General features: G+C 63.3%; 16 protein-coding genes. 11 read left to right on the top strand and 5 right to left on the bottom strand.

What is annotated here, in order from left to right:
* Nucleotides 1-9: 9 nt before the first annotated feature.
* From Q8R73_RS05580 to Q8R73_RS05555, 6 genes are read left to right on the top strand one after another with little or no spacing between them, the layout of a single operon-like run.
* Nucleotides 10-1,857 (top strand): extracellular solute-binding protein, encoded by a 1,848-nt coding sequence (locus Q8R73_RS05580; protein WP_305718536.1) that lies wholly within the window; start codon nt 10-12, stop codon nt 1,855-1,857.
* Nucleotides 1,858-1,860: 3 nt separating this feature from the next.
* Nucleotides 1,861-2,970, top strand: coding sequence for a microcin C ABC transporter permease YejB (locus Q8R73_RS05575; protein ID WP_305718535.1), 1,110 nt, complete (start codon nt 1,861-1,863; stop codon nt 2,968-2,970).
* Nucleotides 2,970-4,148, top strand: coding sequence for an ABC transporter permease (locus Q8R73_RS05570; protein ID WP_305718534.1), 1,179 nt, complete (start codon nt 2,970-2,972; stop codon nt 4,146-4,148). Before Q8R73_RS05575 ends, Q8R73_RS05570 begins: the two co-directional genes overlap by 1 nt.
* A gap of 35 nt (nt 4,149-4,183) precedes the next feature.
* Complete coding sequence (locus Q8R73_RS05565) at nt 4,184-4,411, top strand: hypothetical protein (RefSeq protein WP_305718533.1); 228 nt, start codon at nt 4,184-4,186, stop codon at nt 4,409-4,411.
* Entirely contained in the window at nt 4,404-4,874 is a 471-nt protein-coding gene (locus tag Q8R73_RS05560) for a type II toxin-antitoxin system VapC family toxin (RefSeq protein ID WP_305718532.1), read from the top strand. The genes Q8R73_RS05565 and Q8R73_RS05560 overlap by 8 nt, the downstream gene beginning before the upstream one ends.
* Nucleotides 4,875-6,509 (top strand): ABC transporter ATP-binding protein, encoded by a 1,635-nt coding sequence (locus Q8R73_RS05555; RefSeq protein ID WP_305718531.1) that lies wholly within the window; start codon nt 4,875-4,877, stop codon nt 6,507-6,509.
* 206 nt (nt 6,510-6,715) lie between these two features.
* On the opposite strand, the gene Q8R73_RS05550 is transcribed toward Q8R73_RS05555, so the two are convergent.
* A complete protein-coding gene (locus Q8R73_RS05550) occupies nt 6,716-7,717 on the bottom strand; it encodes an AraC family transcriptional regulator (RefSeq protein ID WP_305718530.1) in 1,002 nt (333 codons plus the stop codon).
* 253 nt (nt 7,718-7,970) lie between these two features.
* Here Q8R73_RS05550 and Q8R73_RS05545 point away from each other — a divergent pair, with 253 nt between their 5' ends.
* The 4 genes from Q8R73_RS05545 to Q8R73_RS05530 all read left to right on the top strand — a co-directional run bounded on the left by Q8R73_RS05545 (nt 7,971) and on the right by Q8R73_RS05530 (nt 11,358).
* The gene (locus Q8R73_RS05545; protein ID WP_305718529.1) at nt 7,971-8,381 is read left to right on the top strand and encodes an AraC family transcriptional regulator; all 411 of its coding nucleotides are present in this window, start codon (nt 7,971-7,973) and stop codon (nt 8,379-8,381) included.
* 315 nt (nt 8,382-8,696) lie between these two features.
* Entirely contained in the window at nt 8,697-10,127 is a 1,431-nt protein-coding gene (locus Q8R73_RS05540; RefSeq protein WP_305718528.1) for a DUF1254 domain-containing protein, read from the top strand.
* Nucleotides 10,055-11,053, top strand: coding sequence for a DUF2092 domain-containing protein (locus Q8R73_RS05535; protein WP_305718527.1), 999 nt, complete (start codon nt 10,055-10,057; stop codon nt 11,051-11,053). Before Q8R73_RS05540 ends, Q8R73_RS05535 begins: the two co-directional genes overlap by 73 nt.
* On the top strand, nt 11,050-11,358 hold the full coding sequence (locus Q8R73_RS05530) for a hypothetical protein (RefSeq protein ID WP_305718526.1): 309 nt from the start codon (nt 11,050-11,052) through the stop codon (nt 11,356-11,358). Before Q8R73_RS05535 ends, Q8R73_RS05530 begins: the two co-directional genes overlap by 4 nt.
* Nucleotides 11,359-11,525: 167 nt before the next feature.
* Here Q8R73_RS05530 and Q8R73_RS05525 read toward each other — a convergent pair whose 3' ends face one another.
* Both Q8R73_RS05525 and Q8R73_RS05520 read right to left on the bottom strand, forming a co-directional pair.
* Nucleotides 11,526-12,371, bottom strand: coding sequence for an NlpC/P60 family protein (locus Q8R73_RS05525; protein ID WP_305718525.1), 846 nt, complete (start codon nt 12,369-12,371; stop codon nt 11,526-11,528).
* The gene (locus Q8R73_RS05520) at nt 12,364-13,746 is read right to left on the bottom strand and encodes a M17 family metallopeptidase (protein ID WP_305718524.1); all 1,383 of its coding nucleotides are present in this window, start codon (nt 13,744-13,746) and stop codon (nt 12,364-12,366) included. The genes Q8R73_RS05525 and Q8R73_RS05520 overlap by 8 nt, the downstream gene beginning before the upstream one ends.
* A gap of 127 nt (nt 13,747-13,873) precedes the next feature.
* Between Q8R73_RS05520 and Q8R73_RS05515 the strand changes: the two genes are divergently transcribed.
* Complete coding sequence (locus Q8R73_RS05515; RefSeq protein ID WP_305718523.1) at nt 13,874-14,701, top strand: tetratricopeptide repeat protein; 828 nt, start codon at nt 13,874-13,876, stop codon at nt 14,699-14,701.
* Nucleotides 14,702-14,794: 93 nt separating this feature from the next.
* On the opposite strand, the gene Q8R73_RS05510 is transcribed toward Q8R73_RS05515, so the two are convergent.
* A complete protein-coding gene (locus tag Q8R73_RS05510) occupies nt 14,795-15,769 on the bottom strand; it encodes a type II secretion system F family protein (RefSeq protein WP_305718522.1) in 975 nt (324 codons plus the stop codon).
* 9 nt (nt 15,770-15,778) lie between these two features.
* Nucleotides 15,779-17,041 carry a type II secretion system F family protein gene (locus tag Q8R73_RS05505; RefSeq protein ID WP_305718521.1) on the bottom strand — a complete coding sequence of 421 codons (1,263 nt, stop codon included), beginning with the start codon at nt 17,039-17,041 and terminating at the stop codon, nt 15,779-15,781.
* Nucleotides 17,042-17,045 lie beyond the last annotated feature (4 nt).

The raw sequence follows: 17,045 nt of genomic DNA, 5'->3' as shown, positions 1-17,045 counted from the left end.
ATTTCGCGCATGACGATGTTCGACCGCCGCGGCATGCTGCGGCTCGGCGCGGGCGCCGTCGGCGCGGCGTGGCTTCGGCCCGCGGTGGCGCAGGATACGGCCGCCAGAGTCCATGGCCTTTCGGCGTTCGGCGAGCTGAAATATCCTGCGGATTTTCGCCATTTCGACTACGTCAATGCCGACGCTCCCAAGGGCGGAACGTTCTCGCAGCTGGTCGGCGCCGGCGGATCGACCTTCAATTCGCTCAACGCCTACATCATCAAAGGCGACGTCGCCGGCAATATGGGCCTTACTTTCGCGTCGCTGATGACGCGGGCGCTCGATGAGCCCGACGCGGTTTACCCTTTGGCGGCGCAGGACCTGGCGGTTTCCGCCGACGGGTTGCTCTACCGCTTCCGCCTGCGCCCGGGGATCAAATTTCACGATGACACCGACATCACCGCGGCCGACGTCGCGTTCTCGCTGACGACGCTGAAGACCAAGGGCCATCCGGCCTATTCTTCCGTGTTGCGCGAGCTCGCCGAAATCGTGGCCGAGGACAAGCAGACGGTGGTGTTGCGGTTCTCTCCGGCGCGCGGGCTCGATGCGCCGGCACTGGCGGCGTCGATGCCGATCTTCTCGGAAAAATACTACGGCACACGGCCGTTCGACGAGACCTCGCTGGAGGCGCCGCTCGGCTCGGGTCCCTACCGCGTGGCGCGTTTCGAGCAGGGACGTTACGTCGAATTCGAGCGGGTCAGGAACTGGTGGGGCGAGAATCTTCCCGTCGCGCGCGGGCAGTACAATTTCGACCTGCTGCGCGACGAGTATTACCGCGACCGCGAAGTCGGCCTGGAAGCCTTCATCGGCCGCAATTACCTGTTTCGCGAGGAATTCACCTCCCGGGTCTGGGCCACGCGCTACGACTTCCCGGCACTTCGCGACGGCCGCGTCAAGCGCGAGGTGATTCCCGACCAGCGCCCCTCGGGCGCGCAGGGCTGGCTGCTCAATACCAGGCGCGAAAAATTCGGCGATCGCCGGCTGCGCGAAGCGATGGTGGTCGCGTTCGATTTCGAATGGACCAACAAGAACCTGATGTACGGTGCGTACGACCGCACCCATTCGGTGTTCCAGAACTCCGAGATGATGGCGAAGGGCGAACCGTCGCCCGAGGAGATCGCGCTGCTCGAGCCGTTCCGCGACCGGGTGCTGCCGGAGGTGTTCGGGCCGGCATGGCTGCCGCCGGTGAGCGACGGATCGGGGCAGGACCGCAAGCTGCTGCGCGTCGCCGGTGACCTGCTCAATGCCGCCGGCTGGAGCGTCAGGGACGGCAAGCGGGTCAACGCCAAGGGCGAGCAATTGACGATCGAGTTCCTGCTCACCGAGCGCTCGTTCGAGCCGCATCACACCACCTTCATCAAGAACCTGCGCGTGCTGGGCATCGACGCCAATATCCGCCTCGTCGACCCGTCGCAGGCCGAGGCGCGAATCAAGGATTTCGATTTCGACATCGCGATCGCGCGCTTCATCTATCCGCAAATTCCCGGCAGCGCCCTGCGCAATTATTTCTCCAGCGAGTTCGCCAAAACCAAGGGCTCCAACAACCTCGCCGGGGTTGCCGATCCCGTGATCGACGCGCTGGTCGAAAAGGCGATTGCGGCGCAAAGCCAGGCAGAGCTCAATACCGCGTGCCGGGCGCTCGACCGCGTGCTGCGCTCGGGGCGGTACTGGATTCCGCACTGGAACAAGGCGTCGCACTGGATCGCTTATTGGGACCAGTTCGGCTATCCCAAGGTCAAGCCACGCTATGCGCGCGGTGCACCGGAGACCTGGTGGCTCGAGGCCAGCAAGGCGGCCAGGATTGAACAGGCGAAATAGCCCATGAGCGCATACATCGCCCGCCGCATCCTGCTGATGATTCCGACCCTGCTCGGAATCCTGTTCGTGTCCTTCATCGTGGTGCAGTTCGCGCCGGGCGGGCCGGTCGAACGGGTGATCGCACAGCTCAGCGGCGCCGATACCGGCGCCAGTTCCCGGATCTCGGGTTCGTCGGGCGGCGATTTCGGCGCCCGCACCCAGGTCGGCGCCTCCGCCGACATGACCAACTCCAAGTATCGCGGCGCGCAGGGTCTCGATCCCGATTTCATCAAGAGCCTGGAAAAGCAGTTCGGCTTCGACAAGCCGGCGCACGAACGGTTCTTCCTGATGGTGTGGAATTTCGCGCGGTTCGATTTCGGCAAGAGCTACTTTCGCGACGTCAGCGTATTGCAGCTGATCAAGGAGAAGCTGCCGGTCTCGATGTCGCTCGGGATCTGGATGATGCTGTTGACCTATCTGATCTCGATTCCGCTCGGCATCCGCAAGGCGGTTCAGGACGGCACGAAGTTCGACACCTGGACCTCGGCGGTGATCATCATCGGCTTCGCGATTCCCGGCTTCCTGTTCGCGATCCTGCTCATCATCCTGTTCGCCGGCGGCTCGTTCTTCAACATCTTCCCGCTGCGCGGATTGACCTCGGACGGCTGGGAGCAGTTTCCCTGGTACTGGAAGATCCTGGATTATTTCTGGCATATGGCGCTGCCGCTGTTCTCGATGGCGCTCGGCGCCTTCGCCACCATGACGCTGCTGACCAAGAACTCGTTCCTCGACGAGATCCGCAAGCAATATGTCATGACCGCGCGCGCCAAGGGCTGCAGCGAGCGGCAGGTGCTCTATAACCACATCTTCCGCAACGCCATGCTGATCGTGATTGCCGGCTTCCCCGGCGCGTTCATCCACGCCTTCTTCTCCGGCTCGCTGCTGATCGAGACCATCTTCTCGCTCGACGGGCTCGGCCTGCTCGGCTTCGAGAGCGTGCTGAACCGCGATTATCCCGTGGTGTTCGGCACGCTGTTCATCTTTTCGCTGGTCGGCCTCGTGGTCAACCTGCTGTCCGATCTGGCCTATATGTGGATCGATCCGCGCATCGATTTCGAGGCACGGGAAGTCTGATGACCCTGACCTCGCCGCAACCGATCGAAACCTCGATGCAGTCGCCGCTCGGCGAGGTCGCACCGATCACGCGCCATCGCTTCTCGCCGTCGCCGCTCAACCGCCGCCGCTGGCAGAACTTCAAATCCAATCGCAGGGGATACTGGTCGTTCTGGATCTTCCTGATCCTGTTCTTCATCTCGCTGTTTGCCGAACTGATCGCCAACGACCGCCCGTTTCTCATCAAGTTCGACGGCCGGCTGTATTTCCCGGCCTTCGTCAGCTATTCCGAGACCACGTTCGGCGGCGATTTCGAGACCGCCGCCGACTACCGCGATCCCTATCTGCAGAAGCTGATCGCCGACAAGGGCGGCACCGTGGTGTGGCCGCTGATCCGCTATTCCTACGACACCCACAACCTCGATCTGCCGACGCCGGCGCCTTCCAAGCCGACCTGGATGCTGACCGAAGCGCAGTGCAAGGAGGTGGTGCAGAAGAAGGGCCTGACCGGCTGCCGCGATCTCGAATACAACTGGCTCGGCACCGACGACCAGGGCCGCGACGTGGTGGCGCGGCTGATCTACGGCTTCCGTATCTCGGTGCTGTTCGGGCTGTCGCTGACCATCATCTCCTCGATCATCGGCGTCGCCGCCGGCGGCGTGCAGGGCTATTTCGGCGGCTGGGTCGATCTCGGTTTCCAGCGCTTTATCGAGGTCTGGAGCGCGATCCCGTCGCTCTATCTGCTGCTGATCCTGTCCTCGGTGCTGGTGCCCGGATTCTTCGTGCTGCTCGGAATCCTGCTGCTGTTCTCCTGGGTGTCGCTGGTCGGGCTGGTGCGCGCGGAATTTCTGCGCGGGCGAAATTTCGAATACATCATGGCGGCGCGCGCGCTCGGCGTCTCCAATGCCGTGATCATGTTCCGGCACCTGCTGCCGAACGCCATGGTCGCGACCATGACGTTCCTGCCCTTCATCGTGTCGTCGTCGGTGATGACGCTGACCGCGCTCGACTTCCTCGGTTTTGGATTGCCACCAGGCTCGCCGTCATTGGGTGAACTGCTGTCGCAAGGTAAAGCCAATGTGCAGGCGCCGTGGCTCGGCTTCGCCGGATTTTTCGCGGTCGCCATCATGCTGTCGCTGCTGATCTTCATCGGCGAGGCCGTGCGCGACGCGTTCGATCCGCGCAAGACGTTTCGGTAGGGTTATGGTATGTCTCAGCCAATTAGAGGTGCGCCATGAACAGGACCATTCGCGAACATTATCCGGCATCGAAGCTTCCCGACGACCTGCGGGGTGAGGTCGACCCTTCCGCGACCGTCACGGTGACGATCGTCGAAGAGGAAAAACGGCCGGACGAGGTGATGAGCCTTGAAGAAATTTTTTCTCTGAAGGGCTTCCGTCGGCGCTCTGCCGCGGAAATCGATGAGGAACTGCGTCGTCAGCGAGACGAATGGGATGGCTGAATCATCTTTCAGCCCGATTTATCTCGATACCAACTTTTTCATCAAGGCGGTCGAGGGTCTTGACGAAGCGGCAGCTCCGGCGAAGAGTCTGATCGCCAAGATGCGGCAGCGTCCCGGAATTGCGGCAACCAGCGAAATCACTTTTGCGGAAGTCCTGGCTCCATCCAGGCAAGTCGACGGGCTGCCGCCTCAGATGAAGCGCCGCGCATATCTCGATTTGTTGCTCTGGAGCGGTTTTGTCGCCTTGATACCTGTTAGCCGCAATATCTTGATCGAAACCGCAAAGCTGAGAACGACGGGTCGGTTCAAACTACCCGATGCAATTCATCTTGTTTGTGCCATTCAGGTTCGATGCCGGTTTTTCGTTTCGGCAGACAAGGATTTCGACAAAATGCCCGAAGGTATCGAACGACTGGATTGCAACCACGATAGCCTGCCTCGCTTGCTGGAGGCGCTGTCATAAATGGACGCCATCAACCAGCCCTTGCTCGATGTCCGCGACCTCTCGGTGGCGTTTCACCAGCCGAGCGGCACCACGGTCGCGGTCGACCGAATTTCCTTCGAGATCAGGCGCGGCGAATGCGTGGCGCTGGTCGGCGAATCCGGCTCCGGCAAATCCGTCAGCGCGCTGTCGATTCTGAAGCTGCTGCCGTATCCGACCGCCTCGCATCCATCCGGCAGCATCCGCTTCAAGGGGCGCGAACTGATCGACCTGCCGGAGCACGAGATCAGGGACATTCGCGGCAACGACATCTCGATCATCTTCCAGGAGCCGATGACGTCGCTGAACCCGCTGCACACGATCGAATCGCAGATCGGCGAGATCCTGAAGCTGCACAGCGGCATCGGCGGTGCGAACGCGCGGGCGCGGACGCTCGAATTGCTGGGCCAGGTCGGCATTCCCGACCCGGAAACCCGCCTTGCCAGCTACCCGCATCAATTGTCCGGCGGCCAGCGCCAGCGCGTCATGATCGCGATGGCGCTCGCCAACGAGCCGGATCTCCTGATCGCGGACGAGCCGACTACGGCGCTGGACGTCACCGTGCAGGCCCAGATCCTGGCGCTGCTGGCGGAAATCCGCGCCCGGCTCGGCATGAGCCTGCTGTTCATCACCCACGATCTCGGCATCGTGCGCCGCATCGCCGACGTGGTCTGCGTCATGAAAGGCGGCGAGATCGTCGAGCAGGGGCCGGTCGAACAGGTGTTCACGGCGCCGAAGCATCCCTACACCAGGGCTCTGCTGGCGGCGGAGCCGAAGGTCGACCCGGCGCCGCCACGGCCGGAAAGCCCGGTCGTGATCTCCTCCGATGATTTGAAGGTCTGGTTTCCGATCAAGCGCGGCCTGTTGCGCTCGACGGTCGGGCACATCAAGGCGGTCGACGGCGTAAGCGTCTCCGTGCGCAGGGGCGAGACGCTTGGCGTGGTCGGCGAATCCGGTTCGGGCAAGACCACGCTGGGACTGGCGCTGCTGCGGCTGATTTCATCCGACGGCCCGATCGTGTTTCTCGGCAGCAATATCCAGGACCTGCGCTTCAAGGAAATGCGGCCGCACCGACGCGACATGCAGATCGTGTTCCAGGATCCCTTCGGGGCGCTGTCCCCGCGCATGTCGGTCGGCGACATCGTCGCCGAAGGCCTCAGCGTGCACCAGCCCCAGCTTTCCTACGAAGAGCGCGAGGCGCGCGTGATCAAGGCGCTGCAGGACGTCGGCATGGATCCGGCCACGCGCTTCCGCTACCCGCATGAATTCTCCGGCGGTCAGCGCCAGCGCATCTCGATTGCCCGCGCCGTGGTGCTGGAGCCGAATTTCGTGGTGCTGGACGAGCCGACCAGCGCGCTCGACATGCTGTTTCAGGCGCAGATGGTGGACCTCTTGCGCGAACTGCAGCGCAAGCGCGACCTCACCTACATGTTCATCTCGCACGATCTGCGCGTGGTCGCCTCGCTCGCCAGCCACTTGATCGTGATGCGCCATGGCAAGGTGGTGGAGGAGGGCCCGGCCTCGGAGCTGTTCAAGAATCCGAAATCCGACTACACCCGCGCGCTGTTCGCCGCCGCGTTCCGGCTGGAAGCAGCGCCGGGCGGAGCTGCTTCCTAGCGGAAATCCGGCGCGTGGTGCCGGACATGGAAGCTCTCTGGCGCCTTTGCTGTCGAACCAAATTCGGCAGATTGCCCCGGTTGTTGCGGCGCGACCTTCCCCGCGCACCACGGCCATCCGTTTGGAGGAGCCGCGGCGCAAAACTGGCGAAGAGGATCTGTGCGGAGAAAAGGTGCCGTTCAGAGCTTCGCACGGCGATCGACGCTTCAGGCTCTCGGCGAATTCTCTCGAAACTCGCGCGGCGTTATGCCCGCGATGCGGCGGAAGGCACGGGCAAAGTGAGCCGGGTCGGCGTAACCGGTAGCAAAGGCCACGTCGATGATCCTGGCATCCGTCTTGCGCAGCAACTCGGCACCTCTCTCGAACCGGACCTGATCGAGCAAGCGAGAGTATGTCAATCCTGCGCTTGCGAGTTCGCGCTGAAGGCTTCTCACGCTGGTCCCGGCGATCTCCGCTACCTCGGCGATGCTGAGAGGACGCTCATCCAGGTATGACGGAAGCATCATCTTGAGCGCTGTTACGGTATCGGTGCCGATGTGCCGAAATTCGCGCTCCGACGGGCCTGATACCGCGGACGTCGCCGGATTGCGTAAGCTCAGCAGCGAAACGGGCAAATCGATCCATGAGACCTTCTGACCCGACAGAAAGCGGGTGCGTGGCCACCGGGATTGGGTCTCGGCACCAGGCGTGTAGCGCGCTTCAAACGCGATGGTCGTCGGCGCCCAGTTCTGCCCTGCGAACTGGCGTATGACGTAGATCATCATCACGTTCTGCAGCCATTGCGTATGCTCGAGATGCAGCATTCCGGCAGTTCCGGAGATGCTGTTGCAAACCCTCAAGCGGTCATCGTGACGTTCAAGCCAATACCGGACGAGGTTGTCTTCGATCGGGATGAGCCGACACCATTGCTCCAACACGTTAAACAACGTCGGCGCGTGGCGAACCGCGGCTTGAAGTTGCTCGCTCATATGACCAAAGTGCATTCGTTGGACGGCTCGAAATCCAAGATCCGCAAGCCCCTGCGATGACTGTGCGGTCGTTGCGAACTGAAGCGCGGGAATGAGCGGGAAATAGTCGTTGGGCTTCTGTTGGGGATGCGCAGGCAGGCCGAACCTGCTCAGCATCCGTTCAGTCGGGGCGCCGACATCGTTCAAGACATCGACGAAAGGTGCGAGCAGGGCGCAACGCGCCAGGACAATGGCCTTCATGGTTGTGCCCCCGGGAGCGTCACGGCTTTCGGCTGTCCCGGCTGATCCGGGGTGATGCAACCGCGCCTTCGCCTCATGCTACTTTAGGCGTAGTCCGGGATCAACCGTTCCACGCTGCACCGCAGCATCATCCCAGTGCTACCCTCGGCACCAGCCGGCGAAGTCGAATTTTGGCGCGCAGTGGCCATACGGCTCGGCGTTTTCCGGGTAAAAACTCGCAATCTGTGCAATCTGTCAAGGCTTCGCGCGAATCATGAAGCGGGTCTGCACGCCCTCCCGATACGCTGTTCGGGCGGCCATCGCCGCGTCGCTGCGTCAGGGTGGTGCGATGCTGCCGCAAACGGCGCGCCGGCTCGGCATCAGTGCCCGCTCGCTTCAGCGCCGCCTCGCCGATATGGGCACCACCTACGCAGAGCTCGTCGCGGAAGTTCGGCTCGACACCGCGTGCCATCTGCTCGCGGAATCGGACGAAAACATCACCGACATCGCTGCTCGTTTGGGTTTCTCAGGTGCCAGCAGCTTCAGCCGCAGCTTCGTGCGCTTGATGAAGATCCAACCCATCGTCTATCGGCGACAGCAGTCACCCCGGAAGAGTGCCACGAAATGCGGTCCTGTTGCCCGGAAGCCGGCAGGCAAGCGCCTCTCGGCACCTCGCAATGGTTAACTCAACCTCGGAATGATTGGCGCGAAATGGCAAGACGCCGCGACGTCGACTGATCATTCTGCCTCTTGCGGCTGACGCGAGAGTGCTCACCAAAGCGATCGATGGAGCTTTTTGTAACGGGGGCGGACGTCATATGCGCATCACAAAACTGAATCATGTTCTCGCGATTCTCACCTCGGCCACGGCGTCTTGCGGCGCCAATGCGTCGCTCGCCCATGCGGCGGCGCCGTCTTCCCGTTTGCACGGCGTCTCGATCAAGGTATCGTCAGCGTTTTTTTTCTGAACCAGCAAAATCCGATTGAACGGAGATTTTCAATGAACATCACCCGACGCAATCTCACCCTGGGCGGCATCAGCCTGCTGGCCGGAGCTTCCGCAAGCACCGCCAGCCGTGCCGAACTCGGTTCGTTCCTCGGGATCGGGGAGGGCGTCGAGGACTTCCTGCTCGCCACCGATGCCTACATTTTTGGCTATCCGCTGGTGACCATGGAGATGACGCGGCGCGTCATCACCAACGTTGCGTCTCCGGTCGGAACGCGCGGGCCGATGGGCCAGATCATCAAGCTGCGGCAATATCCCGATGCATCGTTTCGCGACGTTACCGCGCCGAATGCCGACACGCTCTACACGACATCTTTCTTCGATGTCGGCAAGGAGCCGTGGGTGCTCAGCATTCCCGACATGAAAGGCCGCTATTTCCTGCTGCCGATGCTGGATGGCTGGACCAGCGTCTTCCAGGTCCCGGGCAAGCGCACCACCGGTACCGGCGCGCAGACCTACGCAATCACCGGCCCTGGCTGGAAGGGCACGCTGCCCCCGGGAGTCAAGGAATACAAGTCGCGTACCGCCATCGTGTGGCTGCTCGGGCGCATCTACTGTACCGGGACGCCGGAAGATTACGCCGAGGTGCACAAGCTGCAGGATGAGTTCAAGCTGGTACCGCTGAGCTCGTACGGCAAGCCCTATAGCCCGCCACCGGGGACGGTCGATCCTTCGATCGACATGAAGACGGCGGTGCGCGAGCAGGTCAACCGCATGGACGCGGTGGCGTACTTCACGCTGTTGTGCAAGTTGATGAAGGACAACCCACCGTCGGCGGAAGATGCGCCGCAACTGGCGAAATTTGCCAGGCTCGGCATCGTGCCGGGCCAGGACTTCGATGCCAGCAAGCTCAAGGCGGATTTCGTCAAGCGGGTGCCCGAGCTTGCCTTCGACCGGATCATGCTCCAGTTCAAGGTCAACAAGGCCATCACCGACGAAAACGGATGGGCCTATACGACCAAGACCGGTATTTACGGGACCGACTACCTGATGCGCGCGCTGATCACTGCGATCGGGCTTGGGGCCAACCGGCCGCAGGATGCGGTCTATCCGACCTCGCAGAAGGATGCCGAGGGCCGCAAATACAACGGCGCCAACAAATACGTGATGCGTTTCGCCAAGGGCCAGCTTCCCCCGGCGGAGGGATTTTGGTCGCTCACGATGTATGACTCCGGCTATTTCTTCGTCAACAACCCGCTCAACCGCTATTCGATCAGCGCGCGCGAGAAGCTCAAGTCGAATCCGGACGGTTCGGTTGATCTCTACATTCAGAACGACTCGCCGGGCAAAGACAAGGAATCCAACTGGCTGCCGTCGCCTCCCGGCGATTTCATCCTGATGCTGCGTCTGTATTGGCCGCGCGAGAACAACCCGTCGATCATCAATGGTTCCTGGAAGATTCCGCCCGCGAAGAAGGTGTCCTGATCAAACTGCAAAAGTTTGATGCGTTGACGGAGCAGATTGCGGCGCCAGCGCTCGTCCGGAGAGAGAATGGCAATGATAGCGATCATGTCACTGAACAAATAAGGGAGAAGTCAATGAAGATGCAGGAAGCAGCACACAAATCGATCGGCCGGGTGGCACGATGGCCGGTTTTGGTCAGCACCATCCTGACTGTGGCCATTTCGCTCATGCCCGAGGCGCGGGCGCAAGGCGGCGACGCCGAAAAACTTCTCAAGGCGATGTCGGACTACGTTGCGAGCCAGAAGACGGTGTCGGTAACGTTCGACTCCGATATCGAGGTAGTCACCCCAAGCGTGGAGAAGATCCAGTTCACGAGTTCGGGTCAGGTGCAACTCAGCCGACCTGACAAGCTTCGGGCCACCCGCACGGGTGGTTATCGTGACATCGAAATCGTGTTCGACGGCAAGATGCTCACCGTCAACAACAAGGACAGCAAGGATTACGCTCAGATTGAAGCGCCGGGAACCGCCGATCAATTGATCGATGTATTGCGGGACAAGTACGGTGTCGTGGCCCCGGGGGCTGATCTCCTGATTTCCAACGTCTATGACGTCATGATGGCCGACGTCATCCAAAGCGCCGTTATCGGCAAGGGCGTCGTCGATGGCGTCGAATGCGATCATCTGGCTTTCCGCAACCTGGATACCGACTGGCAGATCTGGATCGAGTCCGGCGCCAAGCCGATCCCGCGCAAATACGTGATCACCAGCAAGGGTATCGGCGCGGCGCCGCAGTACACGCTGCGCATCAAGGAATGGAAGACCGACCTGCCAGCGGAGCCCTTTGCATTCAAGCCGGATACATCCGCCAGGAAGATCGAACTCGTCGATCTCGGTGACATCGACGAAGTGCCGCATGGCATCGCCAAGACAGGAGGAAAGAAATGACCAGGATATCAAGGACGTTCATCCATCTCTCGATAGCGACTATTCTCGGCGGCGCAGCCTTGTTGTGGAGCGGGCAACTGCCGCTGGATCCGCAATCATCGCTGCTGTCGTCCGCCGAAGCCCGGATCGGGCGTCCGCTGACGCCGATGAGTTATGCAGGCGTCGCGCGGCGCACCACCCGCCGGGCAGTGGCGGTCGGCGCGGTCGCGGCTGGTGCAGCGGTTGTGGCGGCGCCGGTGGTGGTCGCGCCCGCATGCAGGCAGGTGGTGGATGTCTACGGCAGGATCGTCACCGTCTGCCGTTAAGACTGCCTTGACAGGGTCGCATCGGTCTCGCGATGGTGGCGAAGACCGGTCCGGCTGTCCTCTCTTTGCCGCAGGACATCGACCGCGTCCACTTCAGGCTCGGCGTGCTGGCACTGCCACGCGTATGGACGCAGCACCAATCGTCCAATTTGATGCGTGTGCGGCGTTCACGTCAGCCGCTTGATCGCGGTCACCTCGCTCCCCGCAGCCTTGATGCGCGCGATGGCGCCTCGGGCGTCTTCGATCGCTGTCGCCATGTGATGCGCGTTGGCGTGCACGATGGTCGCGGCGTCGCGCGCAATCGCGACATGGCCGTTCCAGAAGATCAGGTCGCCGCGCCGCAATCGGCTGGCTTCCTCCGCATCGAGGGCGCGGCCGAGGGCGTCGCGCTGCATGTCGCTGTCGCGCGGGCAGCCCGCGCCGGCGGCGTTCAATGCGACCTGCACGAGGCCCGAGCAATCGATGCCGAGACTGCTCTTGCCGCCCCACAGATAGGGCGTGCCGACAAAGCGTTCGGCCACCGCGACGAAATCCTCCGCCATCGCATCGATGTCGCCGAGGTGCTGCCGCGGCAGATACCAGTTTTGGCGCGTCACGGCGAAGGCGCCTTCCTCGCGCACCACCGTCAGCGGCGTTCCCAGGCTCAGGCTATCGACCGGCGTCAGCTTGATCGAGGGGCCGGGGAAGGCGAACGTCCTGATGGCTGTGACCTTGTGCGTCGCCGCCGCACCCGGTCTTGCCAGCGCCCGGTCGGGCAGCCAGCCGACATAGCCGTCGCCATTCAACTGGCCCCACGCAAAGCCTTCGCCATCGCGTTCATAGACCGTGACGCGTTCGCCGAACAGCGCCTGGGTCGCGAGTTCGGCATCGGGCGACGGGCCGCTGCGCAACGGCGCGATCGCTTCCGAGACCTCGAATTCCTCGCCGGCGACGAAGCGCGCCGCCGTGACCGTGCCTTCGAGGTATTTCGCGGCGAGGTCGCCGCGTGCCGGCGTCAGGCGGGGATCATGCATAGCGGTCGCTCAACAGTTTATAGATCGCGCGGGCGGCCTGGCATTCGCCGCCTTCGGGGCGGGCCGGCTTGGCCGATGGGGTCCAGCCGTAGATATCGACGTGCAGCCAGCGCGTTTTGTCCTCGACGAAACGCTGCAGGAACAGCGCGCAGGTGATCGATCCCGCGAAGGTGCCCGACGGCGCGTTGGTGATGTTGGCGACCTTCGAATCGAGCCAGGAATCGTAAGGAGGCCACAACGGCAATCGCCACAGCGGATCGTTCTCCGCTTTCGCGTGAGCTGCGACGTCGAGCGCCAGCGCCTCGTCATTGGTGTAAAACGGCGGCAGATCCGGCCCCAGCGCCACCCGCGCCGCACCGGTCAGGGTGCCCATGTCGATCAGAAGATCCGGCTTTTCCTCGCAGGCCAGCGCCAGCGCGTCGGCCAGCACCAGCCGTCCCTCGGCGTCGGTGTTGCCGATCTCCACAGTGAGGCCTTTGCGCGAGGTGAAGATATCGAGCGGCCGGAAGGCGTTGCCGGCGACCGCGTTCTCCACCGCCGGGATCAGCACCCGCAGCCGCAGCTTCAGCTTCGCATCCATCACCATCTGCGCCAGCGCCAGCACGTTGGCGGCGCCGCCCATGTCCTTCTTCATGATCAGCATGCCGGCCGACGGCTTCAGGTCGAGCCCGCCGGTGTCGAAGCAGACGCCCTTGCCGACCAGCGTCACCCTGGGATGCGCGGGATCGCCCCAGGAGAAATCGACCAGCCGCGGCGCCCGCGTGGACGCCATGCCCACGGCATGCATGAGCGGAAAGTTCTGCCGTACGAGATCGTCGCCGATAATGGCGTTGAAACTGGCGCCGAACCGCGTTGCCAGTTCGCTGGCTGCGCGCGCCAGCTCTTCCGGTCCCATGTCGTTCGACGGCGTATTGATGAGGTCGCGGGCCAGGGTCGCCGCGTCCGCCATGCGCGCGATATCGGCGATATCGACGCCCTCCGGCGGCACCAGCCGGACATCGGGCGCATCGTTCTTGCGGTAGCGGCTGAAGCGGTAGGAGCCGAGCGCGAAGGCCAGCGCGGCGAGCCTCGTATCATGCGGCGCATTGGCAAACCGGTAGACGCCCGGCGGCAGCAGGCCGGGCAGGGCGCCGGGCCGGAACAGGTCGCGGGACCTGCTGCCTTCATCCTCGAGCCCGAACAGCACCTGCGCGATATGGCCGTCCGCCGACGGCAGCGTCAGGCAGGCCCCGGGCCTGGCGGCAAAATTGTTGGCCAGCGCAAACTGCCTGCTCTCGGCGGCAAGGCTGTCGCGGATCGCATCCCATGTCGCCTTGGTCGCAAAGGTGATGGGAATGGCTGACGGGGCAGGCGCGTTTTCGAACACGGATGGCATGCGGTTCTGGTCTTCCAATGGCAGGGGCGGGGGCGGTCGTGCACCAATTAACCAGACATTAGGGTTAACGGTCTATTGCTGGCGTGTTCGGCTCGGTCGATTAGCCCGATATCGTGAGTTATGTGCCATGCGTCAGCCCACCAGTCTTGCCCGGTTTCTTGCGTCCGCGGCCGTGACGGCGATTTTGGCCGCAAGCCTTGGCGGCTGTAAGACCATGTCCGACGTCACCGGCTCGATCGGCTCCAAAGCCGAAGCCGGTGCCCATCCCGGTTCCGGCACCGAGGCCGATCCGCGCCGCGCCGTCGAAGTCTACGGCGAGCGCTACCGCGCCAATCCCAGGGATGTCGATGCGGCGCTGCGCTACGGCAATGCGCTTCGCGCCAGCGGGCAGCGCGCCCAGGCGGTTGCCGTGTTCGAGCAGGCCACCATCGCCAATTCCGGCAACAAGGTGCTGCTCGCCGGCTATGGCCGCGCGCTCGCCGACAACGGCAATTCCCAGCGGGCGTTCGACGTGCTCTCCCGCGCCCATTCGCCCGACAATCCCGACTGGCGCATTCTATCGGTGCAGGGCACCGCGCTCGATCAGCTCGGCCGCCATGACGACGCCCGCCGCTATTATGCCGGTGCCCTGGCGATCATGCCCGAGGAGCCATCGGTGCTGTCCAATCTCGGCCTGTCCTATGTTCTTTCCCGGGATCTGCCGAAAGCCGAAGAGACGCTTCGCCGCGCCTACGCCAGCACGCGCGCCGATGCGCGGGTGCGGCAGAATCTGGGCCTCGTGGTCGGCCTGCAGGGCCGCTTCGCCGAGGCGGAAAGCATCGTCAAGGCCGACCTGCCGGCGGAGGAAGCCGCCGCCAATGTCGGCTATCTGAAGCAGATGCTGGCCCGCAAGGACAATCCGCGCGGCGGCCGCCCGGGCACCGTGCCGGTGGCGGAGCTCAACCGGCGAGACTGATCGAGGTGTCTAAATACCTCTGGTTGTCATTGCATGGGGTTGTTTTCGATATTTTCGGTTCGGGCCTGATCGGCCCCGTCGCCAGGCCGCACCTCACTGCATCTCCGCGACCTTGATGCCGGTCGGCCCGAGGATGACCACGAACAGCACCGGGAGGAAGAACAGGATCATCGGCACCGTCAGTTTCGGCGGCAGCGCGGCGGCCTTCTTCTCGGCCTCCATCATGCGCATGTCGCGGTTTTCCTGCGCCATCACGCGCAGGCTCTGGCCGAGCGGGGTGCCGTAACGTTCCGACTGCATCAGCGCGAGGCAGACCGACTTCACGCCCTCCAGCCCGGTGCGCTTTGCCAGGTTTTCATAGGCCACCTTGCGGTCCTGCAGATAGGACAGCTCCGCCGTGGTCAGCGTGAACTCCTCCGACAGCGCCACCGACTGGCTCACGATCTCGGTCGCCACCTTGCGGAAGGCGACTTCGATCGACATGCCCGACTCGATGCAGATCAGCAGCAGATCGAGCGCATCGGGAAACGCGCGCTTGATCGAGAGCTGGCGCTTCGAGATGGCGTTCTTCAGGAACAGCATCGGCGCCTGCAGGCCGAGATAGGCGGCCGCAATGCACATGCCGATCTTCACCGGCGTCGACTGCTGCATCTGCGAGATCACGAAGACATACAGCACCGCGCCGACGAACATCAGGATCGGCGTCACCAGGCGGAAGAACAGGAAGGTGATGTAGGGCGCCTGGCCGCGATAGCCGGCCATCGTCAGCTTGTCGCGCGCGGCTTCCTGCGCCAGCCATTTCGTCAGGTTGAAGTCCTCGACCACCCTGGAGACCAGTTGCTTCGGCGTGGCCCGCAGCGACACCTTCTCGGTCTTGGTGAGGCGGTCGCGTTCGCGCTGCCGGATCCGCTCGCGCTCGCTGGCAACCGCCTTCATGCGCTTGGCGAGGCCTTCGCCCGCGAACAGCGGCATGATCAGCGTGTAGGCGGTCGCGCTCGCGGCGATCGCGGCGAACAGCATGGTCATGAACCGCGCGTCGTGGAGCTTTGAGACCAGGAAATCAATCATGCTGCACCGTCAGAAGTCGAAGTTGATCATTCTCTTCATCACGAAGATGCCCATGCCCATCCAAATCACGCAGCCGACCAGCATTAGCTGGCCTGTCGGATGGGTCCACAGCAACGAGATGTATTCGGGGGTCGAGAGGTAGACGAGCAGCATGACGATCGGCGGCAGCGAACCGATGATGCCGGCGGACGCCTTGGCTTCCATCGACATCGCCTGGATCTTCTCGGCCATCCGCTTGCGGTCGCGCAGCACCTTCGACAGGTTGCCGAGCGCTTCCGACAGGTTGCCGCCGGACTTTTGCTGGATCGCGATCACGATCCCGAAGAAATTCGCTTCCGGCACCGGCATCCGCTCGTACAGGCGCACGCAGGCATCGCCGAGCGGCATGCCGATCGCCTGGGTTTCGATGATGGACAGAAATTCGCCCCGCAGCGGCTCCGGCGCGTCGGCGGCGACCACCTTGATGGATTCGAACAGCGGCAGGCCGGCCTTGATGCCGCGCACGATGACGTCGACGGCGTCCGGCAGCGCCTTGAGGAATGCCTTTTCCCGGCGCGTCTTGAGGTAGCCCAGGGTCCAGCGCGGCAGCCCGAAGCCGGCGGCGAACGCCAGCCCCAGCGCGCCGAGCAGTCCGCGCAAACCGCCCTCGGCGCTGACGAAGACTTCGTAAGTTGCCACCGGCTTGCCGGTGGCGTCCGACACCACGATGGTGGTGCGGCCCTCGGTGGCCGCCGTGACGAAAATCTGCTGGGCCGACCGCACCGTCGCATTTGCTACCGTCGGGTCGCTTGTGCGGACGCTGGTGAGGTTCCGGCGCAGATCGATCACCAATGCCTTTCCCAGGCCGAGATCGACCGAACTGGTGGTCGATGCCGGATCGACGAGAACCGGAGCCGTTCCGGAGCTGTTTCCAGGCTTCAGCGACGGCAACATCACCGCCGCGAAGGTCACCAGCCCGAGGATGGCCGAGATCGTGATGAATTTCTTCGGCGTCCAGTCGAGGCCGGCCTGGGTGAGGCGGACGCTCAGCGAGACGCGTTTTTCCTTCTGGCGGCGCGCGTCGAGCTCCTTCAGCGATCCTTCGACCTGCTCGCGGCGCGAACGCTGGTTCTTGTCGACGACATTGCGGGTAACTGGCTCCGGGCTGGCGACGGAGGCGCGGCGGTTCTCCGCCTTTCGCTGCCCCGACAGCAGCGGATACAGAAACACCCATGCCACGCCGCCGATGGCGGTGGCGGCGAGAAAGGCCAGAGCGAGCGTCTGCATGTTCATGGCT

Source organism: Bradyrhizobium sp., assembly GCF_030697065.1.
Classification (GTDB): domain Bacteria; phylum Pseudomonadota; class Alphaproteobacteria; order Rhizobiales; family Xanthobacteraceae; genus Bradyrhizobium.
The sequence above is the reverse complement of the archived record's forward strand: the minus strand, read 5'-3'. Positions and strand labels throughout refer to the sequence as shown.